Annotated in this window: 20 protein-coding genes and 1 pseudogene; 18 read left to right on the forward strand and 3 right to left on the reverse strand. The window is 42.4% G+C overall.

Features of this window, described 5'->3' with window-relative positions; all coding sequences use genetic code 11:
• Positions 1-295: 295 nt before the first annotated feature.
• The 11 genes from JOE45_RS17400 (at position 296) to JOE45_RS17450 (ending at position 13,547) form a co-directional block, all read left to right on the forward strand.
• Complete coding sequence (locus tag JOE45_RS17400) at positions 296-904, forward strand: hypothetical protein (RefSeq protein ID WP_210023111.1); 609 nt, start codon at positions 296-298, stop codon at positions 902-904.
• Between the two features lie 667 nt (positions 905-1,571).
• Complete coding sequence (locus tag JOE45_RS17405; RefSeq protein WP_210023110.1) at positions 1,572-4,013, forward strand: AAA domain-containing protein; 2,442 nt, start codon at positions 1,572-1,574, stop codon at positions 4,011-4,013.
• Positions 4,014-4,271: 258 nt separating this feature from the next.
• Positions 4,272-5,264, forward strand: a complete 993-nt coding sequence (locus JOE45_RS17410; protein WP_348632553.1) for a ParB N-terminal domain-containing protein — start codon at positions 4,272-4,274, stop codon at positions 5,262-5,264.
• A 633-nt stretch (positions 5,265-5,897) separates the two neighbouring features.
• Positions 5,898-6,674 carry a DeoR/GlpR family DNA-binding transcription regulator gene (locus JOE45_RS17415; protein ID WP_210023108.1) on the forward strand — a complete coding sequence of 259 codons (777 nt, stop codon included), beginning with the start codon at positions 5,898-5,900 and terminating at the stop codon, positions 6,672-6,674.
• A gap of 4 nt (positions 6,675-6,678) precedes the next feature.
• Positions 6,679-7,623: a 1-phosphofructokinase gene (gene pfkB / locus JOE45_RS17420; protein WP_210023107.1), complete on the forward strand. Its 945-nt coding sequence runs from the start codon at positions 6,679-6,681 to the stop codon at positions 7,621-7,623.
• Between the two features lie 31 nt (positions 7,624-7,654).
• Positions 7,655-9,031, forward strand: coding sequence for a fructose-specific PTS transporter subunit EIIC (locus JOE45_RS17425; protein ID WP_210023106.1), 1,377 nt, complete (start codon positions 7,655-7,657; stop codon positions 9,029-9,031).
• A 14-nt stretch (positions 9,032-9,045) separates the two neighbouring features.
• Positions 9,046-9,498, forward strand: coding sequence for a PTS sugar transporter subunit IIA (locus tag JOE45_RS17430; protein ID WP_210023105.1), 453 nt, complete (start codon positions 9,046-9,048; stop codon positions 9,496-9,498).
• A gap of 23 nt (positions 9,499-9,521) precedes the next feature.
• Positions 9,522-9,794, forward strand: a complete 273-nt coding sequence (locus tag JOE45_RS17435) for an HPr family phosphocarrier protein (protein WP_210023104.1) — start codon at positions 9,522-9,524, stop codon at positions 9,792-9,794.
• Positions 9,795-9,834: 40 nt separating this feature from the next.
• A complete protein-coding gene (ptsP, locus tag JOE45_RS17440) occupies positions 9,835-11,559 on the forward strand; it encodes a phosphoenolpyruvate--protein phosphotransferase (protein ID WP_210023103.1) in 1,725 nt (574 codons plus the stop codon).
• Positions 11,560-11,882: 323 nt separating this feature from the next.
• Positions 11,883-13,073, forward strand: coding sequence for an aromatic acid exporter family protein (locus JOE45_RS17445; protein WP_210023102.1), 1,191 nt, complete (start codon positions 11,883-11,885; stop codon positions 13,071-13,073).
• Positions 13,074-13,319: 246 nt separating this feature from the next.
• Positions 13,320-13,547 carry a DNA-binding protein gene (locus tag JOE45_RS17450; RefSeq protein ID WP_210023101.1) on the forward strand — a complete coding sequence of 76 codons (228 nt, stop codon included), beginning with the start codon at positions 13,320-13,322 and terminating at the stop codon, positions 13,545-13,547.
• A 356-nt stretch (positions 13,548-13,903) separates the two neighbouring features.
• Here the strand turns inward: JOE45_RS17450 and JOE45_RS17455 are convergent, their stop codons facing one another.
• Together JOE45_RS17455 and JOE45_RS17460 are read right to left on the reverse strand one after the other, a co-directional pair.
• Positions 13,904-14,305 carry a sensor histidine kinase gene (locus JOE45_RS17455; protein ID WP_210023100.1) on the reverse strand — a complete coding sequence of 134 codons (402 nt, stop codon included), beginning with the start codon at positions 14,303-14,305 and terminating at the stop codon, positions 13,904-13,906.
• 5 nt (positions 14,306-14,310) lie between these two features.
• The gene (locus JOE45_RS17460) at positions 14,311-15,216 is read right to left on the reverse strand and encodes an MEDS domain-containing protein (protein WP_210023099.1); all 906 of its coding nucleotides are present in this window, start codon (positions 15,214-15,216) and stop codon (positions 14,311-14,313) included.
• A gap of 197 nt (positions 15,217-15,413) precedes the next feature.
• Between JOE45_RS17460 and treC the strand changes: the two genes are divergently transcribed.
• The 7 genes from treC (at position 15,414) to JOE45_RS17495 (ending at position 22,012) form a co-directional block, all read left to right on the forward strand.
• Positions 15,414-17,108, forward strand: coding sequence for an alpha,alpha-phosphotrehalase (gene treC / locus JOE45_RS17465; protein WP_245247364.1), 1,695 nt, complete (start codon positions 15,414-15,416; stop codon positions 17,106-17,108).
• 20 nt (positions 17,109-17,128) lie between these two features.
• A complete protein-coding gene (gene treR, locus JOE45_RS17470) occupies positions 17,129-17,848 on the forward strand; it encodes a trehalose operon repressor (RefSeq protein WP_210023098.1) in 720 nt (239 codons plus the stop codon).
• 22 nt (positions 17,849-17,870) lie between these two features.
• Positions 17,871-18,731 (forward strand): carbohydrate ABC transporter permease, encoded by an 861-nt coding sequence (locus JOE45_RS17475; protein ID WP_210023097.1) that lies wholly within the window; start codon positions 17,871-17,873, stop codon positions 18,729-18,731.
• Positions 18,721-19,542 (forward strand): carbohydrate ABC transporter permease, encoded by an 822-nt coding sequence (locus JOE45_RS17480; RefSeq protein ID WP_348632554.1) that lies wholly within the window; start codon positions 18,721-18,723, stop codon positions 19,540-19,542. Before JOE45_RS17475 ends, JOE45_RS17480 begins: the two co-directional genes overlap by 11 nt.
• Before the next feature lie 61 nt (positions 19,543-19,603).
• A complete protein-coding gene (locus JOE45_RS17485) occupies positions 19,604-20,857 on the forward strand; it encodes a sugar ABC transporter substrate-binding protein (RefSeq protein ID WP_210023096.1) in 1,254 nt (417 codons plus the stop codon).
• A gap of 90 nt (positions 20,858-20,947) precedes the next feature.
• Entirely contained in the window at positions 20,948-21,604 is a 657-nt protein-coding gene (locus JOE45_RS17490) for an MgtC/SapB family protein (protein WP_210023597.1), read from the forward strand.
• Between the two features lie 180 nt (positions 21,605-21,784).
• Positions 21,785-22,012 (forward strand): MerR family transcriptional regulator, encoded by a 228-nt coding sequence (locus tag JOE45_RS17495; RefSeq protein WP_210023095.1) that lies wholly within the window; start codon positions 21,785-21,787, stop codon positions 22,010-22,012.
• A gap of 222 nt (positions 22,013-22,234) precedes the next feature.
• Here JOE45_RS17495 and JOE45_RS24255 read toward each other — a convergent pair.
• Positions 22,235-22,492 (reverse strand): annotated as a pseudogene (locus JOE45_RS24255) (SIR2 family protein); the annotation flags it as partial.
• Positions 22,493-22,648: the final 156 nt, after the last annotated feature.

Raw genomic sequence — 22,648 nt, forward strand, 5'->3', positions numbered from 1 at the left:
TGATAAACTGATTATTTTGATTTGTACTATAATTCCTCTGCAATTACATAGTGGAAATAAAGTTAAGTCTGATTGCTTGATACTGTGAAACATAATTTTACACATGCTCCTTTGAATCACCTACTATGGACGAGCGACTACAGGAAATCCATGAAAGAAAGAATGTTTTTCGATGAATAATAGACCGCAGGTCAAAGGGACCGAGCATGAAGAGGCTGCTGGGACCCTTGTCCGCTGAACATGCGAAGGGGAATTATTGGGAATTCCTTTGCGTGGGTAAAGGAGGCCTATAAAATTGACGAATCATCTAGTTAGTTATTATCCAATGATCCTAAATGGAAGAGGAAGAAGGGCAGTAGAAAAGCATCAATTAAAACCATATATCGATCATTCAGTTCGGAGAGAACCGAATTTCGATCACGCTTATCCGGGAATTAGTGCTCTCTGTCGTAAAAGCATGTTAGCTCCTAAATTAAAAGTTGGAGATATTGTAGTATATATCACAGTTAAGGGTAATCATGAGGGGGATACTAAAAGACACCATCGACTAGTTGCCGCTTTGAGGGTGATTGAAATTTGCCCTGATCATCAAACAGCTGCAATATGGTATCAATCTAGGGGGTATTCGGACCTGCCTACAAATTGCATTTTATCCGCCCCTGTTGGATGGGATCAAACTATCCTTACAAAAGAAAAAGCGGAAGAGGCGGAAGCAGATTACATTGATACTGCTGGTGAATGGTCAGTATATGTGATTTGCGAACCGATTCATATGAATCTTATAACACCGAAAGCAATTTATGAGAGTGATTGGGAGGCAATTATTGGGCGAAAAACCCCGAATACGCAATATAAAGTTAACTTAACCGTTACGCAATATAATCAATTATGTACGTTTTTTTGAACAGAGTCAGAGTTTGAGTCTTGTTATGCCACCCCCAAAAACAACCGAAGCATCACGCGGCGGCGAATTGTGGATTTACCAAGCCACGGCTCGGAAAATCGAACCCTTGTCCATATAAAACCACAATGGTTAAAGTGGACAGGGGTTTATCATGGTTGTAAGCCTACCCACATGGTTAAGATGTTTCGACAACCTTCCCCCTATTCCCACGAATTTGCAAATTAACAACCTCCATTTTGACTACTTACTTAGCAGGAATTACATGATATCCCTAGAACTCTCTAATATTGCACTTACTCAATATATAGTGAGGCTTGCCATGGATGTAGAGAAATATCTAATCATGATCCGAGGAAAAGATAGGACAGAGGAAGTTAATTCGTATGAATATATAGACTCAAAAATACGAATCATTTATAAAAATTCTTTGCGAGAGTACAAATATAAACCTGAAAATGTACTGATTTTGGAACATCCCAAAGTCACGGAGATAACGGAAGGCATGGCGGTTTTTTTCGATGGATACCCTTTTTCCAGTGTAATACGAGTGCAAGATTTCGGGCTTATGATACGGGTACATTTTGAAAATGGGACTAGTGGATCGTATGAATATAAACGTATTCAGATTAAAAATTGTGGCATCCAGCTGTCTGAAGTGAAACTGATAATGGATTATTGGCGATCTATTTCGAAGCAAGTGAAGAGTGAAGATGACCAAGAGGATAATGAGGGCTTTTTGGCCAAAGAATTTTCCAAATTAACCTTTGTTCATCCCGACAGTGTATTGAGCTGTTATCTTAACGCTACTCCAGTCCGCAGTACCATTTCAGATGATTCCAACTTTATATTTCCGTTTCGCTACAATGTCAGCCAAAAGAGTGCGCTCCATCAAGCCTTGAAAAGCACTATCAGCATCATTGAAGGACCGCCAGGTACAGGAAAAACCCAGACGATTTTGAACATACTGGCGAATCTAACTGTAATGCAGGGCAAGACTGTGGCTGTTGTCTCTGGCAATAATGCAGCTGTAGCAAATGTCCGAGAGAAGCTTGAGCGTGAGGGCTATCATTTCTTCGTTGCAAATTTAGGGAAAAAGGAGAATAAAGAACATTTTTTCAGGAATCTTCCGGAATGGGATGTCTCTGATTGGCTAAGCGAGCAGTCGGAAGGGGGGATTACGGAGAAGTTAGCTAGCTTAGACAGTAGCATCCGCCGATTGATGGAGCTTGATCGGGAAAGGGCTGTCCTCAAGCAGAAGCTATCGGCGTATCTGCTGGAGCAGAAGCATTTTGAACATTTTTTTGCCCAAAAGGATGTGCAGCAATTAAGGAGGCTGTCTTTTTACCGGCAGACTCCTGAGCGGATTTTGGAATTTATGAAGGATAGCTTCCTTGCAGTTGAGTTCGGAACCAAGGATAATCTTTTTTACAAATTCAAGCTGTTCTTCAAGCATGGTTTTACCCGGTTTAGGTTGTTGAAGGATCAAGGGCATGACGTGATTCTGAATTACCAGCGGCAGTTCTATGTTTTTAGAGTGGAGGAACTGACCAAACAAATTGACGCCATAGAGCGGGAATTGAGATCTCAGTCATACCAACAATTAATGGATGAGCACCAGTTGTATTCGATCAAACTTTTGCGACAAAAATTGCATGAGAAATATCATAATCGCCAGAAATTGAAGTGCGACGAGAAATCGTATATGAATTGGAAGCATTTTCGGTCTTTTATTGAACATTATCCGATTGTATTGAGTACGACTCACTCCTTGCGCAATAGTATCCCGGGCAATTATTTGTTTGATTATTGTATTATCGATGAGTCCTCTCAAGTCGACCTGTTGACGGGGGCATTGGCCTTATCCTGCTGCAAACGGGCTATCATTGTTGGAGATACAAAGCAGTTGCCACAAATTGTAGATAAAGAGATAGAGAAACGCCTGGGAAACGATGCTTATGCTGAGATGAACGATGCATACAATTATTTTCAGCATAACGTACTTTCCTCTCTGCTGGCCTTATATGGGGATTCTATTCCCAAAGTGATGTTAAGGGAGCATTACCGATGTCATCCCCGGATTATCGAGTTCTGCAATAGAAAGTATTATAACGGAGAACTTATCACTTTTACGCACGAGACCGAAACGGATACTCCGCTATTGATTTATAGGACGGTTGAAGGTAATCATATGAGGGATGGAAGAAAGGGAAAGTTTAATCAGAGGGAATTGGATGTGATCGAGCAGGAAATTCTTAGGGGATTGATAGAAGAGGCTGCGCGTCATTCAGATATTGGGGTGGTCACGCCCTTCCGCAATCAGGCGGATAAGGCATCCAAGCAGTTTCATTCGTTAGTAGAGAGCGATACCATACATAAGTATCAAGGGCGCGAGAAGCCGACAATGATTATGTCCACTGTGTTAGACCAGACCCGATCAGGAAAAATAGGAATGAAATTTGTAAATGATCCCTGTAAGATCAATGTGGCGGTATCCCGTGCTCAGAACCAATTTATTCTGGTAACGGACCGAAAAGCCTTCAAGAAATACGGAAACGAAATTAGCGATTTAATGCGATATATGGAATATAGTACACTGGACCCTAATGTTGTGGAAAGCGAGATTGTCTCAATCTTCGACCTGCTGTATCAAGAATATTCGGATAAGCTTAGACGTTTTCGGGAAAAAGTTGGACAATATAATAGCTCGCGACATAAGAGCGAAAACATTATGCATACTTTGTTGGATATGATTTTGCAAGAATCACGCTATAAGGATTTTCAGCTGGCTAATCAGGTGCTGTTATTGAATTTATTCCCCAATCTGACCATATTAGATGAAGGGGAGCAGCGATTCGTGCGGCATCGGGCATCCGTTGATTTTGTCATCTATCATAAGTTTGATAACTCTCCCGCCCTTGCCATCGAAGTGGATGGATTTGCCTTTCATGAGAATAACCCGAAGCAGCTAGAACGGGATAAGAAGAAAGAGAAGATTTTTGAGAAATATGGGATTGCTTTGCACCGCTTCCCAACAACAGGAAGCGGGGAGGAAACCAAGCTCAGAGGACTGCTTGACAAACAAATGTCTGCAAAGATGGATTCACTTTGAAGAGTTACGCCACCTCCCCAAACAACCTCAGCATCACGCGGCGGCGGATTGTGGATTTGCCAAGCCACGGTTCGCTTTCTGGAACTCTTGTCCATACAAAACCACAATGGTTAATATGGAAAGGGGTTCTATACGTCCCTATATTATGTTTTAAAGAAATACCATCAGTTGCATCTAGGTGACGCTCTTGACGGTATTTTTTGACATAGGACAATTTCTGCTAATCATAGCCTTTTATAAAAGCAATTTAAAAGGACGGTGGCGAAATTGTTTCTACCTATTAATAATATACTTATTGATATAAGAAAGCGGATTAATTTGGACACGATTTCACTTGAGAATGATATCAGACACCGGGGATTAATAATGCCCATTGATGTAGAAGGTCCAGATGAAAACAACAATTATTACTTAATAAACGGGGATCGTCGCCTTGAGGCTTGGAAAAATGTTAGGGTTAATGAGCCGATTGAAGTTAATGTAGTGAGAGGATTTACTTCGAGGTTAGAACGAAATAAAGAGCGGCTTCAAATGCATCTGGATATAAAACCTATGCCGGGTGTCGATTTTCAAATTCTGATTGAGGACATTTTGAGAGAGAGTGGACTGTCTGATGCGGAACTTGCAAAAGAATTAAAACGAGATAAGAGGAAAATTCGGAAGTATAAACCTGGGAGTGAGGTTCCAGAGAATGTAAGGGAGGAAGTTGCGAAAGTTCGAGGTAGTCAAGATATGCTTGAGGTGATTTATGCACTTAATATTGATATAAATTTTAAGCAAAGGCTGTATAAGAGTCTGCTTTCAAGAAAACTTACTGGCGATCATGCCAAGGCTGTGAAGAGGCTTATTAATAATGATGTTTATGGTCGTCTGAACGAGCTTCAAAGAGTACGTGCCATAGAGGATGCCTTGCAACAAGCTACATTTACTAAATTAGATGCTGAGTTAGTGGTACTTAATGAATTAATGCGAACCAAGCCATCTGAACACCAAGACAAGTTTAATACATGGTTGTCGAATATATTAAATTCGATGGGAAAGGTTGCTGATTATTTACATCCTGATTTGGAATTTTTGGTAAGCCAACTTCAAAAGAAGCAATTAGCGAAAGCAGTAGGTGAAATAAACAAGGCTGTACGTTGGCTTTGGAAGGATAACAGGCAAACTGAACAAACAACCTTGGAATCGGAATTGATAATTCAGCGAGAAAGTACGGATACTGGTTACCGTTACATATTTCGTTATCGATAATCTTACGCGACAACTTGAAACATCCTCAGCATCACGCGTCGGCGAATTGTGGATTTGCCATGCCACGGCTCGTCTCCATAAAAAGCGAGAGCATCAACCAATCGGTTGATGCTCTTGTGCGTTTACGGAGCGGAGTGAGCACGGCGGGCAATTTGGATCGAACAGATCCATACTCCCCTCGTCCCATACGCCAAATTGATAATGGGGATAGCGGCCGATGAACTTCTTGGGTCTCAGGAATATCACGATTTGCCATAAGGGCCCAACCCGAGTTGTCGCAGAGTTTACAATGTGAAGGCAGCTTTAGGGCTGCACTTTTCCTGTATCAATCTTCTTTAAAAGATGATCCTGACTCATATTACAACTATGAGTCAGGATCATCTTTTTTGGGGAAAATACAAAGAACAGCTGTACATCCGTTTAACATCCGCTTACCACGGACCGTTCATTTTCATCGAAGCCTGCACATTTGTGAGTGAATTTCAGTATAACTTTGAATATGTTGCTCATGCTAGCGCTTTACAAATAAAATATGAGCATATATAATCATAAATAAGATCATATAGTCATAAATGATCATGAAATAGCTTGATAATGGCCAAAAGTGGGCAGGGATTTTGAAGGGGATGGGCCGTGTTGTTTGAAGAGGAACGTAAACAAAAGATTGCTGAATATGTGATCAGTCGAAGCCGGGCATCGGTACAGGAACTTGCAGCTTGCTTTCAAGTATCGGAATCGACGGTCCGCCGGGATTTACGTGATCTTGAGGAAAACAAACCGCTGCGAAGAACACATGGTGGTGTGGTTGCCATTCAGCATCAGGAGCCTTCTGAGCCTTCTTTCGAAGAGAAAGAGGATCGGTTACGTCCTCAGAAGGAAGCTGTCGCCAAAAAGGCTGTTTCCTTCATTGATGAGGGGGATACTATTTTTTTGGATTCGGGTACTACAACGTATTACCTAGCGAAGCAGTTAAAATCATTTAGGCAGCTCACAGTGGTTACGAATTCCGTCATGGTTGCGCACGAACTGAAGAGTGTAGATCATATCGATGTATTGTTAACCGGTGGAGCTTTAAGGCGGGAAACCCAGGCGATGGTGGGTCCGATTGCGAACCAATCCATACGCTCGATCCGCGTCGATAAATTATTTCTGGCCATCAATGGAATCGATCCGGAGGCCGGTTTGACCACACCAAACTTATTGGAGGCGGAAGCCAAACGGTGGATGATCCGTTCAGCGAAACAGGTTATTCTGGTCACGGATCACAGCAAGTACGGGAGAGTGACCTTTGCCAAGGTAGCGGATCTTTCGGAAATCCATCATTGTATTATCGATGATGACGCTTTAACGGAGCAGGCTGCGAAGGAAATGGAGCTAGAAGGCATCAAAGTCACATTGGCTAGGGGGTAATAGAATGATAGGCTCAGTCCTTACGGTAACCATGAATCCGGCAGTAGATAAAACGGTTACAGTCGATAAATTTTCATTCGGTCAGTTAAACCGAATTACTTCGGTGCGATTAGATGCAGGAGGTAAGGGAATTAATGTCGCTAAAGTATTAAAGCACTTTTCAGTCGATGTCAGCGCCTGGGGGTTGCAGTGCGGACCTGAGGGGCAAATGTTAATGACGAAGCTTCGTGAGTACGGCATTCCTTCCCATTTCCTTGAGGCGGAAGGGCGAACTCGCGTAAACCTGAAGGTTGTAGATGAATTCACGAAGCAAACGACGGAATTGAATGAACCGGGATTCTCACCAAGTCCGAAATTACTGGATGAGTTCGTTCAACGGTTTAAGGCAGGATTGGAAGGGGTGTCCCTTGTTGTTCTAGGAGGAAGCCTGCCCCCAGGTACCCCGGGTGATTTTTACAAGCAGTTGATTCAGACCGCGAACGGCCAAGGAGTACGTACCATCCTGGATGCGGACGGTGAGGCGCTGGCGAAGGGAATTGAAGCGGCTCCGTATGCGATCAAGCCGAACATACATGAGCTCGAGACGCTCATTGGCGCACCTTTGACTTCGGATGAAGCTATTGCTATTGCAGGAAGAAAGCTGGTTCGGAGTGGCATTGCCAATGTCATTGTATCCATGGGTGGAAGCGGTTCGATTATAGTGAACAGCGAGCAGGCGTTTCGCGTCAAACCGTTTCCGATTGAACCTAAGAGCACCGTAGGGGCGGGAGATTCCATGGTGGCCGCGATGGTATATTGTTACTTGCATAACAAGTCTTTAGAAGAAACGGCTAGGTGGACGTCCGCGGCGGGAACCGTGACGGCTTCAAAACAAGGTACTGAGGTATGCACGTTAAACGAAGTGCAGGAGAAGCTTGAACTTGTCGATATTTGCCCACTAACAGTTTGAGAAAGTCTTACATCAAGGGAGGGGTTCAATTATGAAAAAGATTTATGCGGTGACGGCTTGTCCGACAGGGGTAGCTCATACTTACATGGCTGCGGAATCTCTTCTTAAAGCAGCGAAAGAGAAGAATATCGACCTAAAGGTCGAAACCCGTGGTGCCGTTGGAGTGGAAAATGAGATCACGCCTGAGGAGATTGCAGGGGCGCATGCCATCATTGTAGCCGCGGAAATCGATGTACAGGAATCCCGGTTCATAGGAAAACCGGTGGTAAGGGTTCCTGTAGCTCAAGCGATTAAAGATCCAAATGGGTTACTTGAAGAGGCATTGAATAAGGAGGCGGCAGCTCCCGCAGACTTGATTCAAGAAGTGGAAAAATCAAAGGCTGAAAGAGGCGCATCAAGAAAGGGCGCCTACAAGCATCTGATGACCGGTGTTTCGACAATGCTTCCTCTAGTCGTCGCGGGCGGGTTGCTGATTGCCATTTCTTTTATTTTTGGTATTGAAGCTTTTAAAGAAGAGGGTACTCTGGCAGCTGCTTTAATGAGTATCGGCGGTGGTGCGGCCTTTGCTTTGATGGTTCCTGTCCTTGCCGGTTTCATTGCGTTCTCTATAGCGGAGAAGCCTGGTCTTGCTCCGGGCTTGATCGGAGGAATGCTGGCGTCGCAAACCGGTGCTGGTTTCTTGGGCGGTATTGTAGCGGGATTTCTGGCTGGTTACACGGCCAAATGGTTAAAAGAAAATATTAAGCTTCCGAGAAATTTGGAAGGACTAAAACCGATTCTTTTAATTCCGTTGATTGCCTCGGCGGTCACAGGCCTTGCCATGGTGTATGTTATTGGTGAACCTGTAAAATATATAATGGACAGTCTTACGATGTGGCTGCAAAATATCGGCTCTGCAAACGCGATTTTGCTTGGTGTGCTGCTTGGCGCGATGATGGCGTTCGATATGGGAGGACCATTTAACAAAACAGCTTATACATTCGCGATCGGCCTTTTGTCCAGCGGTGTGTATGGTCCGATGGCTGTGGTCATGGCGGCGGGAATGACGCCTCCACTAGGATTGTGGCTTGCTACGCTGTTAGCACCGAAGAAATTCACGAAAGAGGAGCGGGAAGCGGGGAAATCTTCCGGTGTGCTTGGTCTTGCTTTTATTACGGAAGGAGCCATTCCTTTCGCTGCAAGCGATCCTTTCCGTGTCATTCCATCGATTATGGTCGGTTCGGCGGTAACAGGCGCACTTTCGATGGTGTTTGGGGCTACGCTTAGGGCTCCTCATGGCGGAGCATTCGTTTTAGCCATACCTAATGCTGTAGGACAAGTAGGGCTATACGCATTAGCTATTGTAATCGGAACACTGGTCACAGCGCTCATGCTATCGATACTGAAAAAACCAGTCTCACAATCATAAGGAGGATTTTACAAATGGACGTAAGCGCACTTTTACAAGAACAATCAATCATTATCCCAATGGATGCTTCCGATAAAGCCGCATGCATGAGGGCATTGGTCGATCAATTGGATGCAGGTGGAGTTTTGTCTGACAAGGCTGCGTATCTTGAAGCCGTGATGAAGCGGGAAGAGACCGGATCTACGGGAATCGGCTTTGGGGTTGCGATCCCTCATGGTAAATCTTCCGGTGTCAAAAAGCCTAGCTTGGCTTTTGCGAAATTATCCAAGCCATTAGATTGGGAGTCGCTTGACGGAGCGCCAGTGTCAGCTGTATTCATGATTGCCGTACCTGAAGAAGCAGCAGCCAATGAGCACCTGAAAATTTTGATTGGTATTTCCCGCAAGCTCATCGATGAAGATTTCCGTAACCAACTGCTAGCTGTCGAAGAACCAAAGCAATTAATTAGTTTACTGCAAACCATCTAACAATAGAGTTGGGAGAATAGAGTATGTATACCAAAGAAACGGCGATTCGCAATGAGTCAGGTTTTCATGTCAGACCTGCACAATTATTTACGGAACAAGCGATTAAGTTTGAATCTCAAATAACTATTCAAGTGAAAGAACCGCATGCGGAAACAGACGGCAAAAGCATTTTGGGATTAATGGCTTTAGGATTAGAAAAGGGAAGTATGATTTCCATTTCGGCGGAAGGTCCTGATGAGAAAGAAGCCGTAGAAGCATTAGTAGCATTGGTTGAGAGCGGATTTGGTGAAGCGTAAAAAGGAAGTCAACAGGGAGTAAGAGAAGGGAGTGGAGTCTATGACGACGGGTTTAAATATCCAAGGTTTAGGCGTTTCTGAGGGTATACAGATGGGGAAGGCATTCGTCTACACCCCCGTTTCCCTGGATACAGTCGAAGACCGCAAAACCGATCATTCGGATCATGAAGCGGCTTTGCTTCGAACGGCTAAGGAGCAATGCCTGAAGGATTTGGATGCACTTATCGAACGTGCCCAGAAAGTTCTGGGGGAGGAGAAGGCGGTCATCCTCAAGGGACAAGTCAGTATGCTGAATGACCCTTCCTTCTTTCCTCCTATGGAAAAGTTGATCATTCAAGAGCAATGGTCTGCTGAAACAGCTATCCGTATGATTGTAAAAAAGACGGCCGGTTTATTCGAAAGCATGGCGAATGAATATATGCGTGAGCGGGCGGCGGATGTTCGTGATGTGGGCGGGCGGTTGCTGATGCATGTAAGAGGACGTCAGCAAAGCTCCTTATCGGATATTCAGGAAGAAGTCATCATCGTGGCAGATGACTTAACTCCTTCAGATACCGTTCAATTGGATACTCGTTTTGTAAAAGGCTTCATTACCCGTGTCGGGGGAAAGACGTCGCATACAGCGATCTTGGCGAATTCACTTGGGATCGCGGCCATTCTTGGTGCGGGGAAAGCGATCGAAACGATTCAAGACGGTGATTATCTCGTCATTGACGGTTCAACGGGCAGTTGTGTCGTCAATCCCGATGAAGAGACGCTAGCGGCTATACGCGAAAAAATGCGGCATCAAGAGGAAAGCCGGAATGAGCTGCAGGCTTATGCGAATGCGGAGGCGGTCACCTCAGATGGCTTCCGTATTGAAGTGGCAGCGAATATCGGTACCCCGGAAGAGGCGCGCGACCTGATAGAAAAGGGCGCCGAAGGCGTCGGTCTTTACCGCACCGAATTTTTATTCATGAGCCGCAGCTCAATGCCGGATGAAGAGATACAATATAATGCTTATAAATCTGTGGCCGAGGCCATGCAGGGACGTCCTGTCGTGATTCGGACGCTTGATATCGGTGGAGATAAAGAGCTGCCGTATCTGGAGCTTGAGCAAGAAATGAACCCGTTTCTTGGATATCGGGCGATTCGACTCTGCTTGGATCGTCAAGAATTGCTGGTCACCCAGCTTCGGGCCATTTTGCGGGCGAGTGTTCATGGCAATCTTAAAATCATGTTTCCGATGATCTCCGGCTTGGAAGAGTGGAGAAAGGCGAAGGCGATCTATGAGGATGTACGGGCGCAGCTGCAGCAAGAAGGTATTCCAACTGCAGATACGCTTGAGATCGGAATCATGATTGAAATTCCTTCCGCAGCACTTCAAGCGGATCGCTTTGCCAAAGAGGTTGATTTCTTTAGTATCGGAACGAATGACTTGGTGCAATATACGGTAGCCGTAGACCGGATGAATGAACGTGTATCGGATCTGTATGACTATTTCCATCCGGCGGTTATTCGCTTGATTAAACAAGTGATTGACGCCTCCAACCGTCAAAACATATGGACAGGTATGTGTGGAAGCATGGCGGGTGATCCCCTGGCAGCTCCGCTGCTAGTCGGACTAGGGCTGCATGAGTGGAGCATGGCTCCATCCTCCATGCAGAAGGTAAAACGCGTGGTGACCCAGTTGAATCGTGAGTCATGCAGCAAACTTGCCGAGCGGATCTTAGATATGGATACGCCGACGGAGGTACGGGCAGCATTAGAGTCATTCCAAGCCTAATACGAATTACCTATGTATTCCTCAACTAGAGGTCAGCTTAAACCGGCGTATTGTGGATTTACTCAACCACGCTTCGTCTCCATAAATTACTTTGAAGGTCATGACAGCAAGAAGTCATGGCCTTTTTTGACTTTAGATGATTGAAGCCGTTGATATATGGCTATTCGTGAATACGAAATACAATAAATAATACGTAAGAATTACTGACATATGTTGAATTAATCAAGATGAAAACATGTGAAGGTTGAAAATTAATCAACAAAAAGCAACTATATGTCATATAATATTACTCATGCATGGCTGTTTAACGGGGGGGATTTGCCATGATTGGTGCGAGAGTAATAAAGACTTGTCTGGCTGTTGCCATATCCATTCTTATTGCTAAAAGCTTGGATTTGTATGCATATCATTTTGCTGGAATCATTGCTGTTTTATCTGTGCAACCGTCACTATATCGCTCATTACGTAATGGTGTTCAACAAACAGCCAGCGCTGTAATAGGAGCTGTTCTCGGGGCTATAGCCTTATTTACCCTAGGGGAATCTTTTTTAGCCATGGGGTTCATTACATTCCTGTTGATGGCACTCCATGTCTACATTAAGTGGACGAATTCCCTTTTAGTATCCGTCGTCATCGCCATTAATACCATGGGAACGATAGGGCTTAATTTTTGGGAAGCGGCATACAATCAAATCGTCTTAGTATTCATTGGAACAGGTGTCGGAGCCCTAATCAATTTAGTACACAAGCCTGTTCATCAAGAAAGAGCGGAAGTCATCCTGAATCAGGCGGAAGGAATGCTTCGGGCGCTTCTTCATTATATTTTTCTTGACTTGGAAAAAAATCGAATGACGCCGTATTCATCCATGAAAAATCAATTCGATGAAATTAGAATGTATATAAAAAAAGGTAAGGAGATTTCAGGTCTTATTAATGAAGATCGAAAGTTTCGTAAAAGCAATTTTAAAAATACATCTAAAATCTTCAAATCATTTGAAACGATGCTGGAACGAATTCATGACATGTCCAAAGTTCTTACGAAAGTAGAATTAGTAGAGGATGAACTCATATTTTCGAAAAAAACAATTCATATTCTTATTACAATGCAAGAAAAGATCATTCAAGGGAAAAAGTTGAATCTGAAATTACTTAAGCGTGTATTAGATAAAAAAAGAAACCAATTGTGGAAGAATTCGATCGATTCGGAGGGGTTTTACAATTTTTATGGATATATAAAAGAATATCTTAATGAGCTGGAACATTTCCTAGTCGAAAACTCAGGTCAGATAAAAAAACAATTATCCTATTCTTCGATTGATCGTCCGGGACTTTTAGCGCAAATCTCTAAAATATTGGTAAAGTATAACTTAAATATTACGGACGTTTCCATACGCGTTAACGGTGAATTTGCAACTACAACAATTGAGGGCACTTGTAAATTCGACTTTGAGGGTGACCAGATGCTCCAAGAAATTCTAAAGATCGATCATGTACTTTCGGTCGAATTTAGATAATCCGATGCTAAGTTGTTGAGGTGCTCGGGTGACAGCAAAACGGTGACTACACCCGTTGAAGCCTGTGTGCCATTCTTTTATTTCCGAGTTTTCATAAAGGGGATGCGCGCGAGGGCATCCCCTTTGTCTGAGATATTGTCGATAGTTGTTCAAATTGGGGTTTAGGTAAAAACTTATATTTGTGATATAATAAAAGTATTCAGCCAAGAAAAGTTATTGGCTAAGAATAAGAAAGGTTGCAGATCTATGCGTGCATTCAAAGACTGGAATCTAAAAGTGAAGAAAACTTTTAATGCGACAAGTAACGAAGTTGTATTAACTGTTACCGAAGCAGGGAGTTTATTAGGTCTTTCTAAAGATCAAATGAAAACCTATGTAGATAAAAGCGGGCTAACCAAAGTTCCGATCATGAGAAGTGTTCATAGGTACCTTTTATTGAAAAGTGAAATAGATGAGATAATAAAAAAATCATAGCTGTTACACATATAGGGCTAACACCGGTGAGGTGTTTTTTATTATAACGGGGCGCAGCTCGGGTGACATCAAAACGGTGACTACACCCGTAGAGGCTTGCGTGGCGTTATCTTCGGACAGGGGTTCGGATCCTCGCGTCTCCGCAAAAAGCAAGAGTATCGACCCAATCGGTCGATACTCTTGCTTTTTGCGTTTATGGAGCGGTAAGGATAGGTGAAGCCAATTTTCGTAGATGAATACCTATGCCACATAGCTGCCGATGAAATTTTTGATTTTATCATGAAAAGGTCGCTTCCGTCACACCGTCGCTCGTTCCGTTCTGGTCAGTTGTGCTAAGCGGAGTGTATGGAATGTTCCTAATGTAACGGAAGTGAGACTTTTACCCGTGTTCCGTGGTTCAAACGACTCTCTACATGAATGGTGCCTTCAAAATGATCCACTAGCTTATTTACCATAAATAAACCGATGCCTTGGCCGGCCTTTTCATCATTCATTTTTCCATATTTGCGGAAAAGTTTCCCCAATTGCTCCTCTGTCATTCCAATTCCCCAATCTTCCACTATGATGTCTAGAAAACCGTGGTTTGTACTAACGGAAACGGAAACGGTATTCCTCTCGAAGCTATATTTGATAGCATTACTAATGAGATTGGACACAATTAACTTAAAGCCTTTGACATTGCTTAGAATCATCTCTGAGCCAGTCAATCGAATATCTGACTCCAATTTGATGTTTTGTGTTCTGCCCTTTATTTCCATGATTTCTAATACCTCGCCAATAATTTGCTGGGCTGCACCAATTTTCGGCGCCAGAGGGATTCGGTAGACAACATTTGTTCAGTCATAATGATATGTGATATTTCGTTATCGATAAGGTCTACATAGTCGCCAATAGCCTTTAGCTTATTCCTATCGTCCGTGTGGTCAAGACGGCTGTGGACTAGAGATGCATAGGCTTTAATGACTGTCAGTGGGTTTCGAACCTCATGGGAAACAACATGGACAAAATCAAGCTTTTGTTTATATAAGTCGATTTCGGATTCAAACTGGGTCTGAGCAGATAAGGTAGGGAAGGCCGTTCCCGATTTGCTGGGTTTACATTTTCGATATAAGTTTGAAAGAATGAATTCTTCATCGGTCAATAAATATTCGTGAGACCTCATCATTTCCAACTGTATGGCTGCGGGAACGGTGTTGGCATCATATGCGCATACGGTCAAAAATCCCAAACCAGCTACAGTAACGTCACATTCACATTCGTAAGTATGCAATTTGTCCAGGATGTTATCTTGCTCACGCCAATCGACATGTCCCCAGAGTCGGACTTCTTTATTTACTTTGAGGTGACGCTCTACAACTTCACTTAAATGATGTAGAACTCTGTTAAAATGGAAATCTTCATATATCCGATAAAATTCGACATTATCTATATAATGAATAGCCTTTTGTTGGTGTTCTGTTAGCTTCATTTCTTCCAACTTAGCGAGAATTAGCTTAAACCGTTCGGAACTATCTATGAAAATAACGTGCTGATTCAGATCAATACCGGCTTTAATAAAAGACACAGCGTTTTCGACATAGGTTTGTCGTGCTTGATAGAAGTAAAGGACGTGGGAACCGCTGTTTACATTGATATGCTGGGTCAGTGAGATGCTATGGGTAATGGCCAAGCTATATCCCTCCTTTCTCCGTCTTTTTTACTCTAGCCGCCCCTTCCTGAACATGTATATACAAATTTATTTTTTCTGTTGACCGTTATATCTTCATCAGTTATACTAATAAAAACTTGTATATACAAGTATATATATCTACTTGTATTTGCTTCATCAAGGTGGATATAGATCATAGTGGCTTTAAAAAGGATGAGATGGTAGTGAAGAGTAACACAAACATAGAGAATGATTGGTGGAAAAAAAGCGTCATTTACCAAATATATCCGAAAAGCTTTATGGATTCTGATGGAGATGGTGTTGGTGATTTAAAGGGGATTATTAGAAAGCTGGATTATCTCGCTCAATTAGGCGTAGATGTCATATGGCTGACTCCTGTATATGAATCTCCGCAAAAAGATAATGGATATGATATCAGTGATTATTATCGGATCGACGAGACATACGGGACTCTAGAAGATTTTGATGTTCTCATTCAGCAAGCTCGCGAAAGAAATATAAAAATCATTATGGATCTGGTTGTCAATCATACCTCAACCGAGCATGAATGGTTTAAACAATCAAGAAGCTCCAAAGATAATGAAAAAAGAAGTTATTACATATGGAAAGAATCGAAGGATGGGAAAGAACCGAATAATTGGGTTTCTAAGTTTGGCGGGTCCGCTTGGAAGTTTGACGAGATAACGGATGAATTCTTTTTGCACCTATTTGATCAAACTCAGGCGGATCTCAATTGGGAAAACGAGGAAATGAGAAAGCAAGTTTACGAAATCATGCATTTTTGGCTTCAAAGAGGTGTAGAGGGTTTTAGATTGGATGTCATTAATCTCATTTCCAAAAATCAATGTTTTCCAAGCGATGAATCGGGGGACGGTCGTAAATATTATACAGACGGCCCAAAAGTACACGAGCTGATTCATGAAATGAACAGAGAAGTATTCTCCAAGTATCGGATGATAACGGTCGGAGAAATGTCGTCCACTACGATAGACCATTGTATTCGATACACCAACCCTGACCATCAGGAACTGGATATGGTTTTTAACTTTCATCACTTGAAGGTTGATTATCTTGACGGTAACAAATGGGAGTTGGGAAGCTTTGATCTCGTAGCTCTAAAAAGGATTTTGAGCGAATGGCAGGTCGAAATGCATAAAGGCGGGGGATGGAATGCACTGTTTTGGTGCAATCATGACCAACCAAGAATCGTAGGCAGATATGGAGACGATGATCAGTATCGCGAAGAATCCGCCAAAATGCTTGCGACTACAATCCACATGATGCAAGGCACTCCCTATATTTATCAGGGTGAAGAAATAGGCATGACGGACCCGAAATTTGATAGCATCCATGACTACCGTGATGTTGAAAGCCTTAACATGTTTAAGATCATGCAGGATCAGGGACGAGATGTTAAGGAGATCATGGATGTTATTCAAAGAAGATCCAGGGATAATTCGAGGACCCCTATGCAGTGGGATTCGAGCCAAAACGCCGGATTTACCGAAGGAGATCCATGGATAAAAACAGCGCCAAACTGCAAGGTCATCAATGTGGAATCGGCTTTAGAGAATCCTGATTCTGTGTTCTATCATTATCAACATTTGATTAAACTCCGAAAGGAATTAGAGATTATCACTTCCGGAGATTATCAGTTGATTTTGGAAGATCATCAAGAGATCTTTTCATATCTGAGAAATGGAGAAAATGAAAAGGTGTTAGTGGTTAATAATTTTTCGCGGCATGAATCCGTATTTGAACTGCCGGAGGAAATCAATCTGCATGGGTATCAAAGCCGCATTTTAATATCGAATTATGAGGCGTCAAACACGGATGTTTACCGAATGGTATTGCGGCCTTATGAATCCATCGTGTACCATTTTGAAAAATAATGGCCGATAGGGGCGTTACAATGAAAAATAAGTATACGGCGATCTACAATGATGTCGTCAGTAAAATAGAAAATGGCGAGATCGAAGCCAATACCTTACTTTCTTCTGAAAACGAACTGGTTCTTCAATATGAAACATCAAGAGAGACGGTAAGAAAAGCACTGAATTTACTGTCCCAGAATGGCTATATTCAGAAAATTAGGGGTAAGGGTTCCGTTGTATTGGAAACAAAGAGATTTAATTTTCCTATATCAGGCTTAGTGAGTTTTAAAGAGCTTGCGCAGAAATTAGGCGGAACATCTAAAACGATCGTTGAGGAGCTAAAGGTCGTTAAGCCTGACATGTTTATCTCGACGCATTTAGAAACAGACGAAGATGATGAAATATGGAAGATTATGCGGGTGAGGCAGATTGGAAATGAAAAAATTATTTTGGATAAGGATTTTTTCAAAAAGAAATATATCCCTGACTTGACCATCAAAATATGCGAGGACTCCATTTATGAGTACATCGAAAGCGAACTGGGTCTTAAGATCGGATACGCGAAAAAGGTCATTTCCGTTCAGGAGGCTTCGGAAGAAGATAAAACCTATTTGCATTTGGACAATTACACGATGGTTGTAGTAGTGGAAAATTACGTGTACTTGAATGATACGACTTTATTTCAATATACGGAATCCAGACATAGGCCGGATAAATTTAAGTTCGTGGATTTTGCAAGAAGGAATAATAATCTGTAGATGGCTGCGAGGGAATTCATCGATGCTAAATTATTTGAAAAAGTACAATTTGGAAATATTATTTTTGCTCCCCCTCTCTCTATATATTTTAGGGTTTACGATGATCCCGATAACGAAGAGTATCATGATGGGGTTTCAAGATAATATTACGGGTCAGTGGACTTTATCCGTATATGAATATCTGTTTAGTAAACCTGATTTCATGAGATCCATTTGGAATACCATCGGGGTCACGATCATTGGCCTAACGATTCAAATTAGCCTGGGGCTTTTCGTTGCCATCGTGCTCAAACAAACCTTTAAAGGCAAAAGTATCATAAGAGCCCTTGTGTTGATGCCGATGGGTATACCTACCCTGGTATCAGGTGTAACGCTGCTGTACGTATTCGGAACACAGGGTTATTTAAATGAATTGTTATATCGAATAGGTTTGATCGAAGTGCCAATCAATTGGACTAGCGGAAATATCCAGAGTTTGTTTGTCATCGCTATTGCGGATACATGGAAGGTATTGCCCATCGTGGTGCTTCTTTTATTAGCTGGATTGGAATCGATTTCAAAAGATGTTTATGAAGCTAGCAGCATTGATGGTGCGTCCAAATGGCATGATTTCAGGTATGTTACCCTTCCGCTGCTGAAGCCTGCCATTACGATGACAGTGATTCTACGGGCTGTTGATTCGTTTAGAATTTTTGAATTGCCGCAAATTTTAGTCGGTAAATCCGTTCCGTTCCTATCCACGTATGCCTACGAGGAGTATGCCTATAATAACTTGAGTGCATCTGGAGCTGCCTCCACCGTACTACTGGTTCTCATATTAATATTTGTCATGCTATACATCAAGTTTGTAGACAAAGGGGAGGGGCTAAGCAGTGGCAAGTAAATCGGCTAATACGAAAATATGGATATACCTCTCGGTTCTTATCATCAGCTTTTGTATGATTGCGCCGGTATATATATTGATAAAAATATCTTTCAGCGAGCCTCATGAAGTGTTGACGCAGCACCCTACGTTTTTAATTCATGACGTAACGTTTAAACATTGGAAACAGGTTTTTGAATCAGGTAATTTGTGGGAACCCTTAAGGAAAAGCTTTACAGTGGCATCGCTAACCATGCTTCTGGCTCTTGCGATTGTAACACCTGCCTCCTATGCCATTTCCAGACTGAATAAAAAAGCGAAGTACATTTTTATTTTAACGCTGTTTTTTACAAAAATGTTTCCTGTTGTGGGGATTGCGCTTCCGATCTCGGTCACTTTTTTGAAATGGAATTTACTCGATACGGATATTGGACTGGTGCTGGCGCATTTAATCGGACAACTGCCCTTTATGGCGTGGATTCTTGTGGCTACCTTTTCGGCCATTCCCTTCGATTTGGAGGAGTCTGCAGCCATCGACGGGGCTAGCCGCATGCAGACCCTATCTAAAGTGATCCTTCCTGTTGCAATGCAAGGGATTGCTGTTGCGGCTTTATATGTATGGCTTAATTCATGGAATGAATTTACGTATGCCCTATATTTGTCCCTTTCCACAAAAACGATGCCGCTTCAAATTTATTACTATGTCGAAAGAGGCGGGTTCTTCCAACAGGCAGCCTATGCAACCATACTGGCCATTCCTGTAGTACTGATCACTTTTATTCTTCAAAGATACCTGAAATCCGATTATCTCGGTGGGGCGGTAAAAGGGTAAGTCGCCCTTTTATCGGTTATACATGCAGGCAAGGCTAAAAAAATTTTTGGGGGAATCCATCATGAACACATCGATGAAAAAGCTAGTAACCGTAGGACTTTCAACCGTAATGGTGTCGGGAATCATTGCAGGCTGCGCCAAGAGCGACGATTCCGGCAATACTGCATCCTCGGAGTCCAAAACGTTGCGAGTGACTATGGCTTTAAGTGAAGAGGAATGGGCAGTGATGAGGAAAGAAATCATTCCTCAATTTGAACAGGCCAATAATGCCAAGGTTGAAGCTATTCAGGTTGAAGCCAAGGATGTAGTTAAAAAGCTGGAAGCGATGAAGCAGGCAGGTAAGATGGAGATTGACCTCATTGCGCAGGATGTAAACAATACCGCGTCACTCGTTTCCAAGGGATTGGTTGAAGACCTATCTGCCTATAAAAGCAAAATTCCAAGCGAATCGATTGGGAAATTGGTGGATGCCGGCGATTTTGAAGGTAAAACCTACTTCTTGCCATACCGACCTAATGTCGAGATTAACTATTATAACGAAAAGAAATTTAATCAATACGGCCTGACCCCCCCTACAACATGGGATGAGCTATTGCACGTGGCGAAAACATTGAAAGAAAAAGAGCAAATCGGAAGACTCGCTTTGAAAATTAAATTATCCGGCGATGTCATCGAAATTGTTGAGTTTATTAGACAGGCTGGCGGAGATCCGCTTGTTTTAAATGATGAAGGCACCATCAAAGCATACACGTTCCTGCAGGAGCTGTGGCCGTATCTGTCTGAAGATACATTAAAAGCAAGCTTTAGTTCGACGAACGGTTTCTTGGCTCAGGAATCTGTTTATTACGCTCCAAATTGGCCCTTTGGCGTTAATATTATCGTAAAAGAAGGCGGCAAGACAGAGATTAAAGCGAACTCAGGCTACAGTGGACCTGCTGGCGCCGTCAAAACCTTGGGTGGAGAAGTTGTAGGTATACCGGTAGGCTCTCCAAACAAGGAATTAGCTGTTTCGTTTATGGAATATTTAATGTCCAAAGAAGTTCAAGAAACAATGGTTACCAAGCTGGGTTGGCCATCCTTTAGAAGCGACGTTTACGGTCAAGTGGAAGATTGGCAAAAGCCATACTTTGAAGCCACTCAAAAAGGCTTAGAAGTGGCTGTACCCCTTTCTAACGTTCCCTATTGGGCTGATGTAAATAAAGCGATCAATGAGTCGTTGAAAGAGGTCGTTATCGATAGAAAAGATGTTAAAACGACATTAGATAAGTATGCAGCAGTGATCCAAAAAGCTAAGAGTGATTATGAAAATAAGTAAAGGTTAATATGGGAGAAGGGTTCCCCCATATTAATCTGATCTTATGGGGGAGACTTTTAATTGGATTTTTATGATTTTCTGATCAAGTTTATGGCGGCGATGCTGCTCGGGTTATTGATCGGTATTGACCGGCAGCTTAAGCATAAGCCTCTTGGGATCAAGACAAGCATGGTGATTTCTGTAGCCAGCTGTCTCGTAACGATTGTTTCGATTGAGTCCGTGGAAATATACTCCATTCCGGGGCATACGGTTATGGATCCCATGCGACTTACTGCACAAATTGTTAGCGGGGTAGGCTTTATCGGAGCGGGAGTTATTTTGCGCCGTAACAATGATGTGATTTCAGGCTTGACGACGGCGGCGATGATCTGGGCTGCATCGGGTCTTGGTATTGCAGCGGGGGCCGGTTTCTATAAAGAAGCGGTTTGTGCGGTTATACTGATCATTGTGGCCATCAATTTCGTGCCGCTGCTTTTCAAGCTGCTCGGTCCGAATAAGCTGAGGGAACGGGATCTTTCTATTCAAATCACGGTTAAAAACAATTGCGAGATGTCAGCGTTGATCGATGAAATCCAGCAAAATTCTATGACAGTAAAACGAACCAAGATAAAAGATATGACCGATGGCAAACAGCAAATGCAGTTAGTCGTATCCGCATCGTACAAGCTGCGGACAACGACGGTGTACTATACTTTAAAAAGGCTGAGGCACGTCATTGCTGTCGAGGTTGAGACGATTTCGTCCTAATCATCCGTTGGGAAATACACCTTAAATGGTGTATTTTTTTTCATTTACCTAAGAATCTCGCTATACTTTACAGTTATGTACTCGCACAGATCGGTTTAGGCAAAAACTTATATTTATGATATAATAGAAGTATTCAGTTAAGAAAAGTTATTGGTTAACAATAAGAAAGGTTGCAGATCTATGCATGTATTCGAAGACTGGAATCAAAAAGTGAAAAAAACTTTTAATGCTACGAGTAACGAAGTTGTATTAACTGTTACAGAAGCAGGGAGTTTGTTGGGTCTTTCTAAAGATCAAATGAAAACCTATGTAGATAAAAACAGGTTAACCAAAGTTCCGATCATGAGAAGTGTTCATAGGTACCTTTTATTGAAAAGTGAAGTAGATGAGATAGTAAAAAAATCATAACGGTTACACATATAGGGCTAACACCGATGAGGTGTTTTTTATTGTTACCGGGCGCTGTTCGGGTGACAACCAAACGGGAACTACACCCATAGAAGCCTGTGTCGCGTTATTTTTGGACAGGGGTTCGACTCCTCTGGTCTCCATATTGTAAATCCACAAACGAAAAGGAGCTAGGCCAATCAAATTGGCTTAGCTCCTTTCGTATTTATTCCAAAATTATTTTTATTGTAAGCCATTTTCGCTTCTATGCTGAAGAACTAAATTTAAAAGATCCTTCAGAGCAACAGAAACAACATCATGCCTTCCTTTGGGATATTCCAACAATTCAAGATTATAAGTTGACTTAATTGCTTTTTTTATAGAGTCATTCCTGTTGTTATCTACCAAGGCATAATGTGGTCTGCTACATTTTGCTGAAATATTTGCATTTTCCAAGAGCAAATTAATATCTGGGTCAGAAAGGCCGCTCCCAATAAATAATAATGTATTTACAAGAAATTATGAATCTAATACCCGATAAAATGATGAATGCTTATCTCTAGCATCGAAATAATCTCCTCGTGTCAGAATTGTTTGTTTAGTGTTACTTACACAACCGTTAAGCTTATAGCCATGGAGCCTCTCCTTTTGGAAGAT

Source organism: Paenibacillus sp. PvR098 (assembly GCF_017833255.1).
Classification (GTDB): domain Bacteria; phylum Bacillota; class Bacilli; order Paenibacillales; family NBRC-103111; genus Paenibacillus_G.

Bases quoted from the DNA above. Each gene is read 5' to 3' on its own strand.
- JOE45_RS17495 (WP_210023095.1), top strand. From the start codon at position 21,785: ATGCATGTATTCGAAGACTGGAATCAAAAAGTGAAAAAAACTTTTAAT.
- JOE45_RS17455 (WP_210023100.1), bottom strand. From the start codon at position 14,305: ATGGAAATAAAGGGCAGAACACAAAACATCAAATTGGAGTCAGATATT.
- treR (WP_210023098.1), top strand. From the start codon at position 17,129: ATGAAAAATAAGTATACGGCGATCTACAATGATGTCGTCAGTAAAATA.
- JOE45_RS17490 (WP_210023597.1), top strand. From the start codon at position 20,948: ATGGCGGCGATGCTGCTCGGGTTATTGATCGGTATTGACCGGCAGCTT.
- JOE45_RS17485 (WP_210023096.1), top strand. From the start codon at position 19,604: ATGAACACATCGATGAAAAAGCTAGTAACCGTAGGACTTTCAACCGTA.
- JOE45_RS17475 (WP_210023097.1), top strand. From the start codon at position 17,871: ATGCTAAATTATTTGAAAAAGTACAATTTGGAAATATTATTTTTGCTC.
- JOE45_RS17450 (WP_210023101.1), top strand. From the start codon at position 13,320: ATGCGTGCATTCAAAGACTGGAATCTAAAAGTGAAGAAAACTTTTAAT.
- JOE45_RS17435 (WP_210023104.1), top strand. From the start codon at position 9,522: ATGTATACCAAAGAAACGGCGATTCGCAATGAGTCAGGTTTTCATGTC.
- JOE45_RS17405 (WP_210023110.1), top strand. From the start codon at position 1,572: ATGGATTATTGGCGATCTATTTCGAAGCAAGTGAAGAGTGAAGATGAC.
- JOE45_RS17425 (WP_210023106.1), top strand. From the start codon at position 7,655: ATGAAAAAGATTTATGCGGTGACGGCTTGTCCGACAGGGGTAGCTCAT.
- pfkB (WP_210023107.1), top strand. From the start codon at position 6,679: ATGATAGGCTCAGTCCTTACGGTAACCATGAATCCGGCAGTAGATAAA.
- JOE45_RS17430 (WP_210023105.1), top strand. From the start codon at position 9,046: ATGGACGTAAGCGCACTTTTACAAGAACAATCAATCATTATCCCAATG.
- JOE45_RS17445 (WP_210023102.1), top strand. From the start codon at position 11,883: ATGATTGGTGCGAGAGTAATAAAGACTTGTCTGGCTGTTGCCATATCC.
- treC (WP_245247364.1), top strand. From the start codon at position 15,414: ATGGTAGTGAAGAGTAACACAAACATAGAGAATGATTGGTGGAAAAAA.
- ptsP (WP_210023103.1), top strand. From the start codon at position 9,835: ATGACGACGGGTTTAAATATCCAAGGTTTAGGCGTTTCTGAGGGTATA.